This window comes from Ruegeria sp. AF8, from assembly GCF_056541825.1.
In genome coordinates this window covers 301,188-316,605 of the sequence record NZ_JBQFYW010000001.1, presented here as the reverse complement: position 1 = coordinate 316,605, position 15,418 = coordinate 301,188, and the positions used below count along the sequence as shown (strand labels likewise).

16 protein-coding genes and 1 pseudogene are annotated in these 15,418 nt (G+C 62.4%); 7 read left to right on the top strand and 10 right to left on the bottom strand.

All coding sequences use genetic code 11. The features are described 5' to 3' along the window. Positions 1 to 63 precede the first annotated feature (63 nt). On the top strand, positions 64 to 1,782 hold the full coding sequence (locus ACR0AO_RS01495; protein ID WP_480599029.1) for a bifunctional sulfate adenylyltransferase/adenylylsulfate kinase: 1,719 nt from the start codon (positions 64 to 66) through the stop codon (positions 1,780 to 1,782). A gap of 148 nt (positions 1,783 to 1,930) precedes the next feature. On the opposite strand, the gene ACR0AO_RS01490 is transcribed toward ACR0AO_RS01495, so the two are convergent. From ACR0AO_RS01490 to ACR0AO_RS01475, 4 genes are all read right to left on the bottom strand, one after another. Continuing rightward, positions 1,931 to 2,800, bottom strand: a complete 870-nt coding sequence (locus ACR0AO_RS01490) for a glycosyltransferase family 10 domain-containing protein (RefSeq protein WP_480599027.1) — start codon at positions 2,798 to 2,800, stop codon at positions 1,931 to 1,933. Then, complete coding sequence (locus ACR0AO_RS01485; protein WP_480599025.1) at positions 2,800 to 3,687, bottom strand: PhzF family phenazine biosynthesis protein; 888 nt, start codon at positions 3,685 to 3,687, stop codon at positions 2,800 to 2,802. The genes ACR0AO_RS01490 and ACR0AO_RS01485 overlap by 1 nt, the downstream gene beginning before the upstream one ends. Before the next feature lie 113 nt (positions 3,688 to 3,800). Beyond that, positions 3,801 to 4,025 carry a DUF1150 family protein gene (locus tag ACR0AO_RS01480; RefSeq protein WP_480599023.1) on the bottom strand — a complete coding sequence of 75 codons (225 nt, stop codon included), beginning with the start codon at positions 4,023 to 4,025 and terminating at the stop codon, positions 3,801 to 3,803. 3 nt (positions 4,026 to 4,028) lie between these two features. Next, positions 4,029 to 4,442, bottom strand: coding sequence for an Hsp20 family protein (locus ACR0AO_RS01475; RefSeq protein WP_480599021.1), 414 nt, complete (start codon positions 4,440 to 4,442; stop codon positions 4,029 to 4,031). Positions 4,443 to 4,607: 165 nt separating this feature from the next. On the opposite strand from ACR0AO_RS01475, the gene ACR0AO_RS01470 reads away from it, so the two are divergent. The 4 genes and pseudogenes from ACR0AO_RS01470 (at position 4,608) to ACR0AO_RS01455 (ending at position 7,318) form a co-directional block, all read left to right on the top strand. Next, entirely contained in the window at positions 4,608 to 4,832 is a 225-nt protein-coding gene (locus ACR0AO_RS01470) for a YdcH family protein (protein ID WP_480599019.1), read from the top strand. A gap of 179 nt (positions 4,833 to 5,011) precedes the next feature. Beyond that, positions 5,012 to 5,497 carry a 5-(carboxyamino)imidazole ribonucleotide mutase gene (gene purE, locus ACR0AO_RS01465; protein WP_480599017.1) on the top strand — a complete coding sequence of 162 codons (486 nt, stop codon included), beginning with the start codon at positions 5,012 to 5,014 and terminating at the stop codon, positions 5,495 to 5,497. Next, positions 5,494 to 5,751, top strand: a pseudogene (locus ACR0AO_RS01460) (NAD(P)-binding domain-containing protein); the annotation flags it as partial. The gene purE and the pseudogene ACR0AO_RS01460, both read left to right, overlap by 4 nt. 499 nt (positions 5,752 to 6,250) lie before the next feature. Beyond that, positions 6,251 to 7,318, top strand: a complete 1,068-nt coding sequence (locus ACR0AO_RS01455) for a 5-(carboxyamino)imidazole ribonucleotide synthase (protein ID WP_480599015.1) — start codon at positions 6,251 to 6,253, stop codon at positions 7,316 to 7,318. Between the two features lie 22 nt (positions 7,319 to 7,340). On the opposite strand, the gene ACR0AO_RS01450 is transcribed toward ACR0AO_RS01455, so the two are convergent. The 5 genes from ACR0AO_RS01450 to groES form a co-directional block, all read right to left on the bottom strand. After that, a complete protein-coding gene (locus ACR0AO_RS01450; protein WP_480599013.1) occupies positions 7,341 to 8,492 on the bottom strand; it encodes an alpha-D-ribose 1-methylphosphonate 5-triphosphate diphosphatase in 1,152 nt (383 codons plus the stop codon). Then, entirely contained in the window at positions 8,489 to 9,262 is a 774-nt protein-coding gene (locus ACR0AO_RS01445) for an alpha/beta fold hydrolase (RefSeq protein ID WP_480599011.1), read from the bottom strand. The genes ACR0AO_RS01450 and ACR0AO_RS01445 overlap by 4 nt, the downstream gene beginning before the upstream one ends. 38 nt (positions 9,263 to 9,300) lie before the next feature. Next, entirely contained in the window at positions 9,301 to 10,143 is an 843-nt protein-coding gene (locus ACR0AO_RS01440; protein WP_480599009.1) for a DMT family transporter, read from the bottom strand. Between the two features lie 255 nt (positions 10,144 to 10,398). Beyond that, a complete protein-coding gene (groL, locus tag ACR0AO_RS01435; protein WP_480599007.1) occupies positions 10,399 to 12,039 on the bottom strand; it encodes a chaperonin GroEL in 1,641 nt (546 codons plus the stop codon). A 63-nt stretch (positions 12,040 to 12,102) separates the two neighbouring features. Then, positions 12,103 to 12,390, bottom strand: a complete 288-nt coding sequence (gene groES, locus ACR0AO_RS01430; RefSeq protein ID WP_010441779.1) for a co-chaperone GroES — start codon at positions 12,388 to 12,390, stop codon at positions 12,103 to 12,105. A gap of 258 nt (positions 12,391 to 12,648) precedes the next feature. On the opposite strand from groES, the gene ACR0AO_RS01425 reads away from it, so the two are divergent. Next, the gene (locus tag ACR0AO_RS01425; RefSeq protein WP_480599005.1) at positions 12,649 to 13,548 is read left to right on the top strand and encodes an alpha/beta fold hydrolase; all 900 of its coding nucleotides are present in this window, start codon (positions 12,649 to 12,651) and stop codon (positions 13,546 to 13,548) included. A gap of 88 nt (positions 13,549 to 13,636) precedes the next feature. Here ACR0AO_RS01425 and ACR0AO_RS01420 read toward each other — a convergent pair whose 3' ends face one another. Next, positions 13,637 to 14,311, bottom strand: coding sequence for a DUF2161 domain-containing phosphodiesterase (locus tag ACR0AO_RS01420; protein ID WP_480600813.1), 675 nt, complete (start codon positions 14,309 to 14,311; stop codon positions 13,637 to 13,639). A 103-nt stretch (positions 14,312 to 14,414) separates the two neighbouring features. Here ACR0AO_RS01420 and ACR0AO_RS01415 point away from each other — a divergent pair, with 103 nt between their 5' ends. Next, positions 14,415 to 15,398 (top strand): TraB/GumN family protein, encoded by a 984-nt coding sequence (locus ACR0AO_RS01415; protein ID WP_480599003.1) that lies wholly within the window; start codon positions 14,415 to 14,417, stop codon positions 15,396 to 15,398. The last annotated feature ends 20 nt before the right edge of the window (positions 15,399 to 15,418 follow it).

The following is a 15,418-nucleotide window of genomic DNA, read 5'->3' as shown; positions in this document are numbered from 1 at the left end:
GCACATGCCGCTCAAAACCGACCGGAAACCGAAATTTCACACCCAGGCGACACGAGTATTGAAATGACAATGTTGAGCAATCTTGCCCCGATCCCCGAGCTGTATGTGTCCTATGAATCCGCCCAGAAGCTGAAGGTCGAGGCCGCCGACCTGACCAGCTGGGATCTGAGCCCGCGCCAGATCTGCGATCTGGAACTGCTGATGAACGGCGGCTTCAACCCGCTCAAAGGCTTCCTGTCGGAAGCGGATTACAACGGCGTGGTCGAAAACATGCGGCTGGCCGACGGCACATTGTGGCCGATGCCGATCACGCTGGATGTGGGCGAGGCGTTCGCCGAGAAGATCGAGCTGGGGCAGGATATCGCCCTGCGCGATCAGGAAGGTGTGATCCTCGCCACTATGACCGTGACCGATCGCTGGACCCCGAACAAGGCGAACGAAGCCGAGAAGGTATTCGGCGCCGACGACGATGCGCACCCGGCGGTGAACTATCTGCACAACGTGGCGGGCAAGGTCTATCTGGGTGGCCCCGTCACCGGCATTCAGCAACCCGTCCACTATGATTTCAAGGCCCGCCGCGACACCCCGAACGAGCTGCGCGCCTATTTCCGCAAGGTGGGCTGGCGCCGCATCGTCGCCTTCCAGACCCGGAACCCGCTGCACCGGGCGCATCAGGAACTGACCTTCCGCGCCGCAAAGGAGGCACAGGCCAACCTGCTGATCCACCCGGTCGTGGGCCTGACCAAGCCGGGCGATGTCGATCATTTCACCCGCGTGCGCTGTTATGAGGCGGTGCTGGACAAGTATCCGGCCTCGACCACCTCGATGTCGCTGCTCAATCTGGCGATGCGCATGGCCGGCCCGCGTGAGGCGGTCTGGCACGGCCTGATCCGCGCCAATCACGGCTGCACGCATTTCATCGTCGGCCGCGACCACGCAGGCCCCGGCAAGAACAGCCAGGGCGAGGATTTCTATGGCCCCTATGAAGCACAGGACCTGTTCCGCAAATACCAGGACGAGATCGGCATCGAGATGGTCGATTTCAAACACATGGTCTATGTGCAGGAACGCGCGCAATACGAACCCAACGACGAGATCAAGGACAAGGACAACGTCACCATCCTGAACATCTCGGGCACCGAACTGCGCCGCCGTCTACGCGAGGGGCTGGAGATCCCCGAATGGTTCTCGTTCCCCGAAGTGGTACAGGAACTGCGCAACCGCTTCCCGCCGCGCTCGCAGCAGGGGTTCACCGTGTTCTTCACCGGCTTCTCGGGCTCGGGCAAGTCGACCATCGCCAACGCGCTGATGGTCAAGCTGATGGAAACCGGCGACCGCCCGGTGACGCTGCTGGATGGCGACATCGTGCGCAAGAACCTCAGCTCGGAACTGGGCTTCTCGAAAGAGCACCGCGACCTGAACATCCGCCGCATCGGCTATGTCGCCAGCGAGATCACCAAGAATGGCGGCATCGCCATCTGCGCCCCGATCGCGCCCTATGCCACCACCCGCCGCGCCGTGCGCGAAGAGATCGAGGCGTTCGGCGCCTTCTGCGAAGTGCACGTTTCGACCAGCATCGAGGAATGCGAACGCCGCGACCGCAAGGGGCTCTACAAGCTGGCGCGCGAAGGCAAAATCAAGGAGTTCACCGGCATCTCCGATCCTTATGACGTGCCGGAAAACCCGGAACTGCGCGTCGAGACCGAGAATGTGGACGTCGACAACTGCGCCCATCAGGTTCTGCTCAAACTCGAAAGCATGGGCCTGATCGCAGCGAACTGATTCCGTTCCGACCAGAAAACGGCCCCCGTATTCCGGGGGCCGTTTTCCCGGTCAGGGCAATTACGCCTGCCCGCTTCTTGATGGTTAAAAATATTTCAGAGGTTGAGGGACAGCGTCCCTCATATTCAAAAAAGCGCGCCGCAGGCGCTCAGTTTTGTGACAGCTGATCGCGCAGGGCCTGCGCCACCCGGGTTTCGAAATTCCCCAGTTCGGCGGCTGTCGGCTTCATCGCCTGTACCGACGGCAGTCTGGCTTCGAAATCCTCCACCGACAGGTCTTGGACCGCGCGCCGGATGTCGTCGGCGGTTTCGCACAGGATCATACCTGCAGGATCCAGAAAGTTTTCGATATTGGGACAACCCCAATAGATCGGTACGGTGTCGCACAGGATCGCGTCGATCAGCTTTTCCGAGAAATAATTGGGTTCCCGCACATTCTCGATCACGATGGAAAAGCGATAGGGTGCAAGCCCGTCCGATTTGTGCTCGAACGGCATGTAACCGCGCCCCATGACGTCGACATCATGTCCGGTGCCCTGCACCCAGTCGATCATCTCATGGCGCAACCGGTGACCGATCAGATCCCGCTTGGCCGAGGCGATCAGTGAACAGGATTTGGTTTTCTCAACGGACAGGTCCTGCCAGTCGGGTACCATGGTCGAGCCATAGGGCAGAAACACCGCATTGGGGATGCTGTTCAGCAGCACATCGTGAAAGGTGAACACGCGAAAAAACCGCCGCCAGCTGTACCGCAGCAGCCGGTCGTGCTTGGCATGGATTGCGCTTGGTTCTCCCATCATCAGTGAGATCCGCGCCCGCGTACCCCGGCGCAGCCGGAAATGCGCCATTGTGTTGGGATACATGATCAGGTGATCGGTCGCGGACAAATCGCCGACCGTCGCGCCGTTCAGTCGTCCGGGGCATCCCAGCGGCCAGATCAGATCGGACAGCGGCAGCGCCGCCAGATCGGGGCCAAGCCTTTTGCCATAGGGCAGCAGAGCGATTGCCGGGTCGGCCATCATGCCTGCCCCTCGGGCAGATCGGCCTGCCCGCGCATCAGGACAAAACCGCTGCCCGCCACCCTGATTCCGGTCATGTCGTCCGGCTTTCCGACGCGGGTGACCGTGGCGCGGCCGGGCCGGCCCATGTCATGGCCTTGTTCGGCGACAAAGCTGTCTTTGCTCATCAGCCCGTATTTCCACAGATAGGCCGCCATCGCGCCGGTCGCCGAGCCGGTGAACGGGTCCTCCGGAGGGCTGGGCGGCGCCATCAGCAGACGGGAAAACGTGTCGCCCTGTGCAGATGCGCCCTGCAGGGTCACCAGAAACGGCTCCATCATGTCGGTACCGGAATAGCCCTGGCTTTCGGCCATGCGGCGCAGCGCGTCGATGTTCAGACGGGCCGCGCGCAGCGCCTGATGGTCGCGCAGCACGGTGATGCAGAACGGCAGGCCGGTGGACACGATCTGAGGCGGCGAAACGATCGCCTCGGGATCCAGCCCGATACCTTCAGCCACCAGTTCGGCGGGGATCATCGCGCCGAATTGCGGCGCAATCTGGGTCATCTCGATTTCGTCGCCATCCAGACGGATCGACACCAGACCCGCCCCTGTTTCCAGCGTCAGTTCGTTGCCCGCGACCAACCCGCGCGACCGCAGGGCGGCGACGGTTGCGATGGTGGGATGTCCGGCAAATGGAATCTCGCGGCTGGCCAGGAAATAGCGCACGCGGATATCGGCAATGTCGGAGGGGCCGGTGAAGGTGCATTCAACCAGCGAGGTTTCACGCACGAAAGCCAATGAGGTTTCTTCGGACAGAACCGCGCCGCCATGGACCACGGCGCATCCGTTGCCACCAAAGGGGCGGTCGGTAAAGGCGTCCACCCAGTCAAACTCGAACCAGCTCATGCGCGCTCTCCCGCTATAGTCGGTAATTTCGGCGGGAACACGGGCCCGGCCGGTCTGCATGAATCGCCGCCACAGCGGCGAATGTCACGTCAAATCGTGGCAGGCATGCCGTCTTAGTGCACCGTCACCGGTGTCAGGTCGTTCTGCCGGGCCAGCACAAAGGCCAGTTTGCGGTCGGCAACCAGCGCCAGTTGCTGGCCGTTGGAGTCATGCACCGCATAAAGGTGATCCAGATCACCGGCCTGATCCCGGATCTCCTCGGGCAGATCGGCGACATCGACGGCCTTGACATAGACAATCCGGCTGCCTTCGTCCTTGAAATCGAATGGTGTGTGCATCGCTTACCCTTTCCTGATGTTGATCGTCTGCACCACGGCTTCGGGAATGGCGCGGGTCAGATCGATATGCAGCAGTCCGTTTTCCATCACCGCCTCGCCCACCTCGACGCCATCGGCCAGCACGAACATGCGCTGGAACTGACGTGCGGCGATGCCACGGTGCAGGAACACGCGCCCCTCGCTGTCGTCGTGTTGCCGTCCCCGGATCACCAGTTGGCGATCCTCGATGGTGATCGACAGATCTTCGTCCGCGAATCCGGCCACGGCCAGCGTGATCCGATAGGAATGATCCGAGGTCTGTTCGATGTTATAGGGCGGGTAGCCTTCGTTGCCGGCCTTGGCCGAGCGTTCCAGAAGGCGTTCCAGCTGCTCGAACCCCAACAGGTGAGGATAAGAGCCAAGTGTAAGTTTCGACACGTTCTTTCGTCCTTGTTCATCAAAGCGACGGTTCGGGCGGCCCCGTTGCGGCGACCGCTCTGGTTAGAATATGGGAAGAAACGGGGATGTCCACAAGGTCTAGGCGGATTCACCATTACGCACTATTCTGTGCGCCAAGCAGAAAGAACAAGAAGCGAGTCGCCCATGAACGCGCCCACGGACCTGTCGATGAAATCCGACGACGTACTGAAGGTGGAACTGGAAGTCTTTCGCCGCCAGCACCGAGATCTGGACGAAGCCATCGAAGCGCTGGAGGACAAAGGAACGGCGGATCAGCTGACGATCAAGCGCCTGAAAAAGCAGAAACTTCGCCTCAAGGATATCATCCGGCTGATCGAGGACCGGCTGACCCCCGACATCATCGCCTGACCCGCGCATGGCGGAAGGCAGGTCGCGCCCGGACAATTCGCAATTCGGGCGCAATTCCGGTTTTTTTCATATCTGTTGGTTTGTCCTGAATCCGGACCGGATTGCGACGTGTTGCCAATTGCAACGTTGTTTCATTTGGTTATAGTGCGCGCTCTTTCAAAAGCCGGGGGTCGCAGCGGATGAGCGGTATCAAGGTAGGGATCATCATGGGCAGTCAGTCCGACTGGCCGACGATGAAGGAAGCGGCCGACATTCTGGACGAGCTGGGCATCGCCCATGAGGCCAAAATCGTCTCGGCCCATCGCACGCCTGACCGGTTGTGGGACTATGGCAGGACTGCAGCGGAGCGTGGTCTGCAGGTGATCATCGCGGGTGCGGGCGGGGCCGCGCATCTGCCGGGCATGATGGCGTCGAAAACGCGGGTGCCGGTAATCGGTGTGCCGGTTCAGACCCGGGCGCTGTCGGGGGTCGACTCGCTTTATTCCATCGTGCAGATGCCCAAGGGGTTTCCGGTCGCGACCATGGCAATAGGTTCGGCGGGCGCGGCCAATGCCGGGCTGATGGCGGCGGGCATTCTGGCGTTGCAGGACGACGCGCTGGCGCGGCGGCTTGACGACTGGCGCGCGGCGCTTTCCGCCTCGATCCCGCAAGAGCCGCAGGAATGAGCCGCATTGGCTTTATCGGCACCGGCCACATCGCGGCCCCGATGGCGCGCTTTCTGGCCGGCAAAGGCCACGAGATCACCGTGACCCGGCGCAGCGCCGAAACCTCGGCCGCGCTGGCTGAAGAATATGGCGTGCGTGTCGGCGATCCGCAGGACGTGGTCGATTGCTCGGACATCGTGTTTCTCTGCCTGCGCCCACATCTGGCGGCTGACGTGCTTGAACCGCTGCGCTTTCGGGCGGATCAGCAGATCGTTTCGGTCATGGCGGCGATTTCCGCCGCGCAACTGGCCACGATTTGCGCCCCCGCAACCGATTTCGTGCAAACGATCCCGCTGGGTTTTCTCGAAACCGGCGGCTGCCCCCTGCCCGCCTTTGGCAACGAGCATCTGCTGGCCGAGCTGTTCGAACCCGAAAATCCGGTGATCAAGGTGGCAGGCGAGGCCGAGCTCAACGCTCATTTCGCGATCTGCGCCATGGTTCCGGGCCTGCTGGATCTGATGGCGTCCGGCGCCGGGTGGCTGGCAAAGCGCACCGGTGACGCAAATGCCGCCGAATTTTACACGACACAGCTTGTTTCCGGTTTTTTGTCCGCTATGGACAAGGGCGAGGCAGGACAACTGGCCAGCGAGCGCGACGCGCTTGCCACGGATGGCACGCTGAGCCTGCAGATGACGGAAACGCTGCGCACGGGCAACGCCCATGAGGCGCTGGAAACGGCGCTCGGCGCGATTGGCGAAAGGCTGGAGAACACCAATGACTGACATGCTGCCCCCCGGCGCGACAATCGGCATTCTCGGCGGCGGGCAACTGGGCCGGATGCTGTCGGTGGCTGCCGCACGGCTGGGTTTCACCACCCATATCTACGAGCCCGGAGCCAACCCGCCCGCCGGACAGGTCTCCGACAAGGTGACAACCGCCGCTTACGAGGATGCCGACGCTCTCGCCGCCTTTGCGGCTTCGGTCGATGTCATCACCTACGAGTTCGAAAACATCCCAACGCAAGCACTGGACCTGCTAGAGGCGCATCGCCCGATCCGTCCGGGCCGCGAGGCGTTGCGTGTCAGCCAGGACCGCCTGACCGAAAAGACCTTTCTGCGCGATCTGGGTCTGCTGACTGCGCCATTTGCCGATATCACTGGGCTGGACGACCTGAACGCGGCGGTCGACAAAATCGGCACGCCTGCGATCCTGAAAACCCGCCGCTTCGGCTATGACGGCAAGGGGCAGGCGCGGCTGCGCGCGCCCGGCGATGCCGGGGCCGCGCTGGCGGATATGGCGGGGGCGCCCGCGATACTGGAGGGGTTCGTGGAATTCAGTCACGAGGTTTCGGTCATTGCGGCGCGCGGGCTGGACGGTCAGGTGGCCTGTTTCGATCCGGGCGAAAACGTGCATCGCGACGGTATCCTGCACACAACCACGGTGCCCGCGCGGCTGTCTCCGGCCCAGCGCACCGACGCTGTGCTGCTGGCCGCCAACATCCTCAACGCGCTGGACTATGTCGGCGTCATGGGCGTGGAACTGTTCGTGACGCCACAAGGCTTGATCGTCAACGAAATCGCGCCGCGCGTGCACAATTCGGGCCACTGGACCCAGAACGGCTGTGCCGTCGACCAGTTCGAGCAGCACATCCGCGCCGTGGCGGGCTGGCCGCTGGGCGACGGGCAACGCCATTCCGACGTGGTGATGGAGAACCTGATCGGCGCGGATATGGACCGGGTGCCGGATCTGGCCCGCGAGCGCGACGTGGCGATCCACCTTTACGGCAAGGCCGAGGCCAAGGCCGGGCGCAAGATGGGTCATTTCAACCGGGTCACCCGCTGATCGATACTGTGCCCAGGGCGTTTTAGCCCACAAACCGCGCCGCAATGTCGCCAGACATATAGCTGACGCGCCCTCCTGACAGGGTCGCGGCGACCCGGTGAGTGGCCGCCTCCAGGATCACCAGGTCCGCGCGTTGTCCGAGTGCCAGCGTGCCGCGATCCGTCAGGCCAAGCACGCGTGCCGGACCTTCCGAGATCAGAGTCCAGGCGGCGGCGAAATCCAGCACGCCGGTTGCCGCAAGCATCAGTGCCGCCCGGCGCGGGCTGGGATAGTGATAGTCCGAGGCCAGGGCGTCACACAGTCCCATCGCGATCAGATCCACTGCGCTGGCATTGCCATTGTGCGATCCGCCGCGCACCACGTTGGGTGCGCCCATGATCACCGGGTCGCCGGCTGCCTTGGCGGCTTCGGCGGCCGCAAGGGTTTCGGGAAATTCGGCAATGCCCACGCCGCGGCCGCGCCACAGACCACGCCCCTCGGCTGTGGCGTCGTCATGGCTGCCCATTCGCACGCCCTGTTCGGCCAGACGCGCGCAAAGCATGTCCAGCGCGGCGGGCACTTCGGCGCGTCGTGCATGCAGGCCCTGCATCAGCGCAAGATGCGACTCGGGGCTGCGCCCGGCCTTCAGCGCCTGCCCGGTCAGGCGCGGCGGTTTGCGGCCCTGCGCCAGCCGGTCATGCGGCAGATGATCGTTGAAGACGACATAGGGAATGTTCCAGTCGGCCACGTATTCCGGCAGCGTTGCATAGTCGTCCAGCAAATGGGTTTCGAATCGCAATTGCGGAATCAGGCAGGTCACCACCTGGTCCCGGGTCTGAGCGATGGCGCGAAACACCTGCGCGGCGAATTCCGGCCCGCGCAGCCCCCCTTCCCAACTGTAGAACTGGGCCAGAATGGCGGTGGTGATGCCGTTCGCCGCAAGCTCGGCTTCGGCGGCCAGCACGCCTTCGTTCATCTGTTTCATCGCGCCGCGTCGCGGCGCCAGATGCCGTTCGAACCCGTCCCCGTGCAGATCGACGATGCCGGGCAGGATCAAATAGTCCGAAAGATCGACGCAACGCCCGCGCGCGGGGGCACAGATCACGCCCTGTGCAATGCCAAGTTCCGCCCCAGCCAACCCTTCGCCCGGCAGCAGCACCTGTGCGCCGTGAAACCGCAGTTCCAGTGCCGTCATTGCGTCGGCTCCGACTTCGGCTGGGCGCAGTCCTCGCCGATACAGATATCGTCGATCACCTGGGCCACCGCTTCGGACCACGAGATATCCGGCCCGAACCGCCCATATTCGATGAAATGCAGGACCTGCGCCACCACGCGGGGATTGTTCATCATGAACGTATGAGTGACCGGCAACACGGTATGATCCGCCATGCCCTGCACCCGCGTGCTCTGGATCGAGACCTTGCCGTCATCCGGCCCATCGATCAGCGACGAAAACAGCGGATTCAGTGAATTCTTCCCGGCGATCACGCCCAGCTCGAAATTCACCGGCGGCAGCTGGCGCGGCACACTGTCCGGCCCGGTCCCCAATGCCAGACCGGCGGGGCCGTTCAGCAGGCCGAACACTTCCCAATCGCCAAGCTCATCCACCAGTTCGCTGCCCTGGTTCGGCGGCCCCAGCATGACGACGCGGCCCAGGTTTTCCGGCTTGCTGTCCTGCAGCCAATAGCGGATGAGGATGCCGCCCATCGAATGCGCCACGAAATGGGTGGTCTGGTCGCCGCATTCGGCCATCGCCGCAGGCAGAGTCTGGTTCGCAAGCTCGGGGATCGGCAGATCGGTCGAGGGGTATCCCGGCCGCACCACGTCATAGCCACGATGCCGCAACAGCTGTTCCATCACCGCAAACGAGGCCTCGGTCCGCGCCAGCCCGTGCAGCAGCACGACACATTCCGCACGCAGGGCGGCGGGCCAGAGCAGCAAAAGAAGGAGCAGCAGATACCTCATGTCAGCCAGATAAGCGCATTTGGCGCGCAGGAAAAGCCTCAGCCCGACCGACGCCGGGTCACCGCCAGCGCAATCCCGCCCAGAACCAGCACCGTGCCAGTGATCAGTTTCCAACTCAGCCCCTCGCCCAGCAGCAGAACGCCTGCCAGTATCGCGATTACCGGAACACTCAGTTGCGCTGTGGCCGCGACCGGGGCGGCCAGATTGGGCAGAACGCGATACCATAACGCATAGCCCAGACCGGATGTCACCGCCCCGGACAGGATCGCCAGCAGGTATCCCGGCAGCGCCATGCCCCAGCCGCCGCCAAGGGCAAGGATGGCCAACGCGGTCACCGGCAGGGCAATGACAAAATTCGCGCCGGTCCCGGCCAGCGCGTCCGGTTCGCTGCGACCGGCCAGCGAATAGGCACCCCAGCCGATCCCGGCGGCAATCATCAGGGCGGCGCCTTCGGGGTCCACCTGCACCGCCCCTGCGGGCCACAGAATATAGGTCAGCCCGCCAAAGGCGATCCCCGCCCCGGCCAGCTGCCGCGCGGTGGGCGGTGTGCCGGAAATGGCGGTGGCGGCGAACATGGTGATCTGCACCACTCCGAACAGGATCAGCGCGCCGACACCCGCATCCAGCGTCAGATAGGCGGCCGAAAACCCGATCATGTAAAGCGAAAGCGACCCCGCACCGACGATTCGGCGGCGCGAGCGCAGGGGCAAGCCGCCGCCTCGCAGATGCACCAGAACGGCCAGCGTGATGGCCCCCGCCAATACCCGCACCACGGCAAACCCGCCCGGTTCGCTGGCGCCAATGTCAATGGCCATGCGATTGAGGATCGAGTTGGCCGCGAAAGCGACCATGGTCAGAGCGGTCAGAAGAAACAGTCTCATCTCAACCGCATAGCGCGTTCGGGGACTCTTGGACACTTACTTTTCCACCTCCCCCGGGCGAAGCCGCACACAACACCGCATTTGAGCTTGCGATTTATCCCATCGCCAGCCGCAGGTCACAACCATTCACGACCCGCCACCGCTCAGTTCTTCAATTTCTTAAATACTCCGGCCTGAGGCTTGTCTGCAAATAAGACAAAAGAAACGGGGTCGCCCAAAGGCGACCCCGTTCAATTGGCACAAAGGCCAGGCAGATTACATCATGCCGCCCATGCCGCCCATGTCGGGCATTCCACCGCCAGCAGGCCCGTCTTTCTGCGGCTTGTCGGCCACCATCGCTTCGGTGGTGATCAGCAGGCCGGCAACCGAGGATGCATCTTCCAGAGCGGTACGGACAACTTTGGCCGGGTCGATCACGCCGAAAGCGAACATGTCGCCATATTCTTCTGTCTGCGCGTTGAAGCCGAAGGCCGGGTCTTTCGACTCGCGCACCTTACCGGCAACCACGGCACCGTCGACGCCTGCGTTCTCGGCGATCTGGCGCAGCGGCGCTTCGATGGCCTTGCGCACGATGTTGATGCCTGCGGTCTGGTCAGCGTTTTCGCCTTCCAGATCGATCAGAATCTTGCCGGCCTGAACCAGAGCGACACCGCCGCCCACGACCACGCCTTCCTGAACGGCCGCGCGGGTTGCGTTCAGAGCATCGTCCACACGGTCCTTACGCTCTTTCACTTCAACTTCGGTCATGCCGCCGACGCGGATAACAGCAACACCGCCTGCCAGTTTGGCAACGCGTTCCTGCAGCTTCTCACGGTCGTAATCCGACGAGGTTTCTTCGATCTGAGTGCGGATCTGAGCAACACGTGCTTCGATCTCGGCCTTCTCGCCAGCACCGTCGACGATGGTGGTTTCGTCTTTGGTGATTTCGATCTTCTTGGCGGTGCCCAGCATGTCCATGGTGACGGACTCGAGCTTCATGCCCAGATCTTCGCTGATGACCTGACCGCCGGTCAGGATTGCGATGTCCTGCAGCATGGCCTTGCGGCGATCGCCGAAGCCCGGTGCCTTGACAGCAGCAATTTTCAGGCCGCCGCGCAGTTTGTTGACAACCAGAGTTGCCAGCGCTTCGCCTTCGACGTCCTCGGCGATGATCAGCAGCGGTTTCTGCGACTGGATCACCTGCTCGAGCAGCGGAACCATCGGCTGCAGCGAGGACAGTTTCTTTTCGTGCAGCAGGATCATGCAGTCGTCGAGTTCTGCGATCATCTTGTCTGCGTTGGTGACGAAGTAAGGCGACAGGTAGCCACGGTCGAACTGCATACCTTCGACAACGTCGGTCTCGGTTTCCAGACCTTTGTTTTCTTCGACGGTGATGACGCCTTCGTTGCCAACCTTCTGCATCGCGTCTGCGATCTGCTGGCCGATTTCGGCTTCGCCGTTGGCCGAGATGGTGCCAACCTGAGCAACTTCTGCCGAGTCTTTGACTTCGCGCGAAGCGGCCCTGATGCCTTCAACAACCTTGGCAGTCGCCAGGTCGATGCCGCGCTTCAGGTCCATCGGGTTCAGACCGGCTGCAACCTGCTTGAGGCCTTCTTTGACGATGGCCTGTGCCAGAACGGTTGCAGTGGTGGTGCCGTCGCCGGCCTCGTCATTGGTGCGCTGGGCGACTTCTTTCACCATTTGCGCGCCCATGTTTTCGAACTTGTCTTCCAGTTCGATTTCCTTGGCAACCGAAACACCGTCCTTGGTGATGCGCGGCGCGCCGAAGGATTTGTCCAGAACCACGTTGCGGCCTTTGGGGCCCAGGGTCACTTTGACAGCATCGGCCAGGATGTTCACGCCGGCCAGCATGCGGTTGCGGGCATCGGTCGTAAATTTGACGTCCTTAGCAGCCATGTTCTTTCTCCTTGAGAAATTTGTTTGATTTAAAGCGTAGATGGGCCAGAGAAGCGCGCGGGCTTACTCGATAATCCCCATGATGTCGCTTTCTTTCATCATCAGCAGTTCTTCGCCGTTGACCTGAACTTCGGTGCCCGACCATTTGCCGAACAGGATCTTGTCGCCAGCTTTTACAGCCATCGCGATCAGTTCGCCGCTGTCCTTGCGTGCGCCTTCGCCGGTTGCAACGACTTCGCCTTCGCTGGGCTTTTCTTTTGCGCTGTCGGGAATGATCAGGCCGCCTGCGGTTTTCTCTTCGCTTTCCACGCGACGAACCAGCACACGGTCATGAAGCGGTTTCAATGCCATCTTTGCAGCTCCTTGGGCTCAAAGTTTGTTATTCCTCCCCCCGCATCTGCGGGAGCGTTAGCACTCATCAACGTCGAGTGATAACGGCGAATAGCTAGGCAGTAAAAATCGGCATGTCAACAAGTCGGCGATTTTTTTTTCGGCGGGCTGTATCGGGGCATTCCGAAATGCGAGCTTGCCTCGCGCCACGTCGGAAATAGGGTGGGAAGGGCGGCATCTCAAGTGCCGCGATGAACATGCGGGCGACGGGGGGACAGAATGCAGATAAAAGCAAACGATATCGCGCTGGAAGTCGAAGAGCACGGGCCCCGCGATGGCAAGCCCCTGATCCTGATCAGAGGACAGGGAAGCCAGCTGGCCCATTGGCCGGATGAACTGATTGGCGGCTTTGCGGACACCGGTTACCGGATGGTTCTTTTCGATAACCGCGATGTGGGCCTGTCGCAACGTTGTCCTTCCCCCGACGCCTCAAGCAGCGCGGATGCGGTTCTCGACCTGATCCGGCGGGGTGGCCCCCTGCCCAAAGCTTACGGGATCGAGGATATGGCGGCGGATGTCGTTGGCGTGATGGATGCGCTCGGGATTGCCCGGTCGCATGTTTTCGGAATTTCGATGGGGGGCGCAATCGTACAGCAGCTTTGCCTTGACCATCCCGACCGCTTGCTAAGCGCGACGATGGTCATGACCGCTTGCCGGCCGTTTGCCGAACGCACGAGCGACGGCGCTGCCGGGTTTCTGAGGCTAGCAGAAAGCCTGCTGGTGAGGCCCCGCACGCTGGAACAATATCTCGACGATCAGGTCGAGGAGCATTTCATGTGGGGCAGTCCCGGCTATCCGATGACCGAAGACGACATTCGCGCCATGGCGGCCCGCGCCTATGCCCGCGGGGTCGATGACCAGGGCATGAACCGGCAGGTCCTGGCAATCGTCAACGCGCCCGACAGGCGCAGCGCGCTGCGAGAGGTCACATTGCCCTGCCTGATAATCCACGGAACCGACGACGCCCTGATTCCGTTGGAACTGGGTGAAGAGATCGCTGCCTGCATTCCCGACAGCGAATTTCATGCCATCAAAGGTATGGGTCACATAATCACGCCTGCCTTGTCCCCTCTCATCGCGCATCTTGTCGCGGATTTCATTTCACGACGGACTGCCTGAAACCCCGAGGAGCTACAGCGCCAGCAATCGCCGCTGTACCGCATAACTTGACTGATGCAGAGCTTGACCAAACCACCCGGCTTAACGGTCACCCATCATCTTCCCAACTGTAGGCCCAGTGCCGGAGGCCGTCCCTGCCCGCCTCGGTCAGGCTGTAGACACCTTTTTCCACCTTTTCGAACCAGTCATAGTGATTGTCCCGCATGATCCGGGTTGCCGGAGGGACACCGGTCGCTGCGGCGACCGCCGCACCCTTGGTGGCACCGTGCTCGGCCAGATGGGCAGCGCAGCGCAGGGCGTCCTGACGATAGGCCGTGACAATGCCGTGACGGGTCGCGCCGCCGGAATTGGGGTCGCCCTGCAACCGATCGAATTCCCGCAGCAATCTTGCCGTGCGCTTGGCGGATTTGCGCGGCGCATAGGGTCCGGGATCGCAATGGACCTCGACGCGGCCATCAGAGCGGACCGTGATCAGGCCAAGACCCAGGCGGCGGCAGAGGCTCAGATTGTCGCGCAGGGCGCGCCGCGCCGTCTTTCCACGGGGCTTGACCACGGCAACATAGACATGATCGCTAAGCTTCAGCCGCGCCACGGCCTGATGGAACAGCGACAGCGAAAACCGCAGTTTCAACTCGACGATCACCGGCGGCTCATCCGCGCGCCGGGCGACGACATCGGCGGCGCCGACCTCGCCCTTCACCTCATATCCCTGCTGTTCGAACAAGGCCTTGATCGGGGTATAGAGATCCTGTTCGCGCTCCATGCCACATGCTTGCCTCAATCCGGCGCGGTGCGCAATTTGCATTTGCGGCCCTTCCCGGCCACGGGCCACAATGGGGCCGGAACACCGCTTCGGGAGACACTTCATGATTCGCGCGCTTTTCGCCCTGATGCTGCTGGTTTCGGCATCTGTGGCGCAGGCGCGGTGCACCGGCAGCGATTTGCGGCACCGCCTGACGCCAACCTATGAACAGCGCCTGCAACAGGAAATCCGCAAGGTACCCTTCGCCTATGGCAACCACTGGGTCGCCAGCCGCGGCGAACGGCGCATTCACGTGATCGGCACGCAGCACAACGGTGACAGCCGCATGCGGCGCGTCATGCGCAATCTGCGCCCGATCATCCGTTCTGCCGATGCGGTGTTGCTGGAGGTCACCAGGGCCGAAATGAACCGGCTGGATGACGTGCTGCGGAATAACCCCGACCTCCTCCTGATTCCGCGCGGCCCGACGCTGGCGGACATGATGTCCGCCGAGGACTGGAGCATGCTGAAACTTCGCATGCGCCCCGAAGGTCTGGAGCCCAAGGTGCTGGCGCGGCTGCAGCCATGGTACATTTCGCTGGCCCTGTCGCGCTCGGGCTGCGGCGGGCGCGGAATCGCCGCCTATGCCGGTCTGGACGAGCGCATCGAACGCATGGCCATCCGCAGCGGCGTCCCGGTGGGTTCGCTCGAACATGTCGGTGACGGTATGCGCGCCCTGTCGGGTCAGCCGGTGCGCGATCAGCTGCGCCTGCTGGAGCTGGATATCAAAAGCAGTCTGAACTATGACGATCAGGTCGTCACCCTCGGCAACGCCTATTTCGAGGAACGGCTGGCCGAAGCCATGCTGATCCAGAAATGGACGCTCTATCGCGACATCGACATCCCGCGCCGCGAGGTGACGCGCCTGTTGCAGCAATATGACCGCCTGATCCTGGTGGACCGGAATCGGTCCTGGATGCCGGTGATCCTGAACACCCGGGGACAGACGGTTGTGGTCGCGGTGGGGGCGGGGCATCTTCCGGGTCGGCACGGGGTTCTGAACCTGCTCAAAAACAGCGGCTACACCCTGACCCGCGCCGAGTTCTGAATACTACAACATGGATGGTT

Bases quoted from the DNA above. Each gene is read 5' to 3' on its own strand.
- ACR0AO_RS01495 (WP_480599029.1), top strand. From the start codon at position 64: ATGACAATGTTGAGCAATCTTGCCCCGATCCCCGAGCTGTATGTGTCC.
- ACR0AO_RS01490 (WP_480599027.1), bottom strand. From the start codon at position 2,800: ATGGCCGACCCGGCAATCGCTCTGCTGCCCTATGGCAAAAGGCTTGGC.
- ACR0AO_RS01485 (WP_480599025.1), bottom strand. From the start codon at position 3,687: ATGAGCTGGTTCGAGTTTGACTGGGTGGACGCCTTTACCGACCGCCCC.
- ACR0AO_RS01480 (WP_480599023.1), bottom strand. From the start codon at position 4,025: ATGCACACACCATTCGATTTCAAGGACGAAGGCAGCCGGATTGTCTAT.
- ACR0AO_RS01470 (WP_480599019.1), top strand. From the start codon at position 4,608: ATGAACGCGCCCACGGACCTGTCGATGAAATCCGACGACGTACTGAAG.
- purE (WP_480599017.1), top strand. From the start codon at position 5,012: ATGAGCGGTATCAAGGTAGGGATCATCATGGGCAGTCAGTCCGACTGG.
- ACR0AO_RS01455 (WP_480599015.1), top strand. From the start codon at position 6,251: ATGACTGACATGCTGCCCCCCGGCGCGACAATCGGCATTCTCGGCGGC.
- ACR0AO_RS01450 (WP_480599013.1), bottom strand. From the start codon at position 8,492: ATGACGGCACTGGAACTGCGGTTTCACGGCGCACAGGTGCTGCTGCCG.
- ACR0AO_RS01445 (WP_480599011.1), bottom strand. From the start codon at position 9,262: ATGAGGTATCTGCTGCTCCTTCTTTTGCTGCTCTGGCCCGCCGCCCTG.
- ACR0AO_RS01440 (WP_480599009.1), bottom strand. From the start codon at position 10,143: ATGAGACTGTTTCTTCTGACCGCTCTGACCATGGTCGCTTTCGCGGCC.
- groL (WP_480599007.1), bottom strand. From the start codon at position 12,039: ATGGCTGCTAAGGACGTCAAATTTACGACCGATGCCCGCAACCGCATG.
- groES (WP_010441779.1), bottom strand. From the start codon at position 12,390: ATGGCATTGAAACCGCTTCATGACCGTGTGCTGGTTCGTCGCGTGGAA.
- ACR0AO_RS01425 (WP_480599005.1), top strand. From the start codon at position 12,649: ATGCAGATAAAAGCAAACGATATCGCGCTGGAAGTCGAAGAGCACGGG.
- ACR0AO_RS01420 (WP_480600813.1), bottom strand. From the start codon at position 14,311: ATGGAGCGCGAACAGGATCTCTATACCCCGATCAAGGCCTTGTTCGAA.
- ACR0AO_RS01415 (WP_480599003.1), top strand. From the start codon at position 14,415: ATGATTCGCGCGCTTTTCGCCCTGATGCTGCTGGTTTCGGCATCTGTG.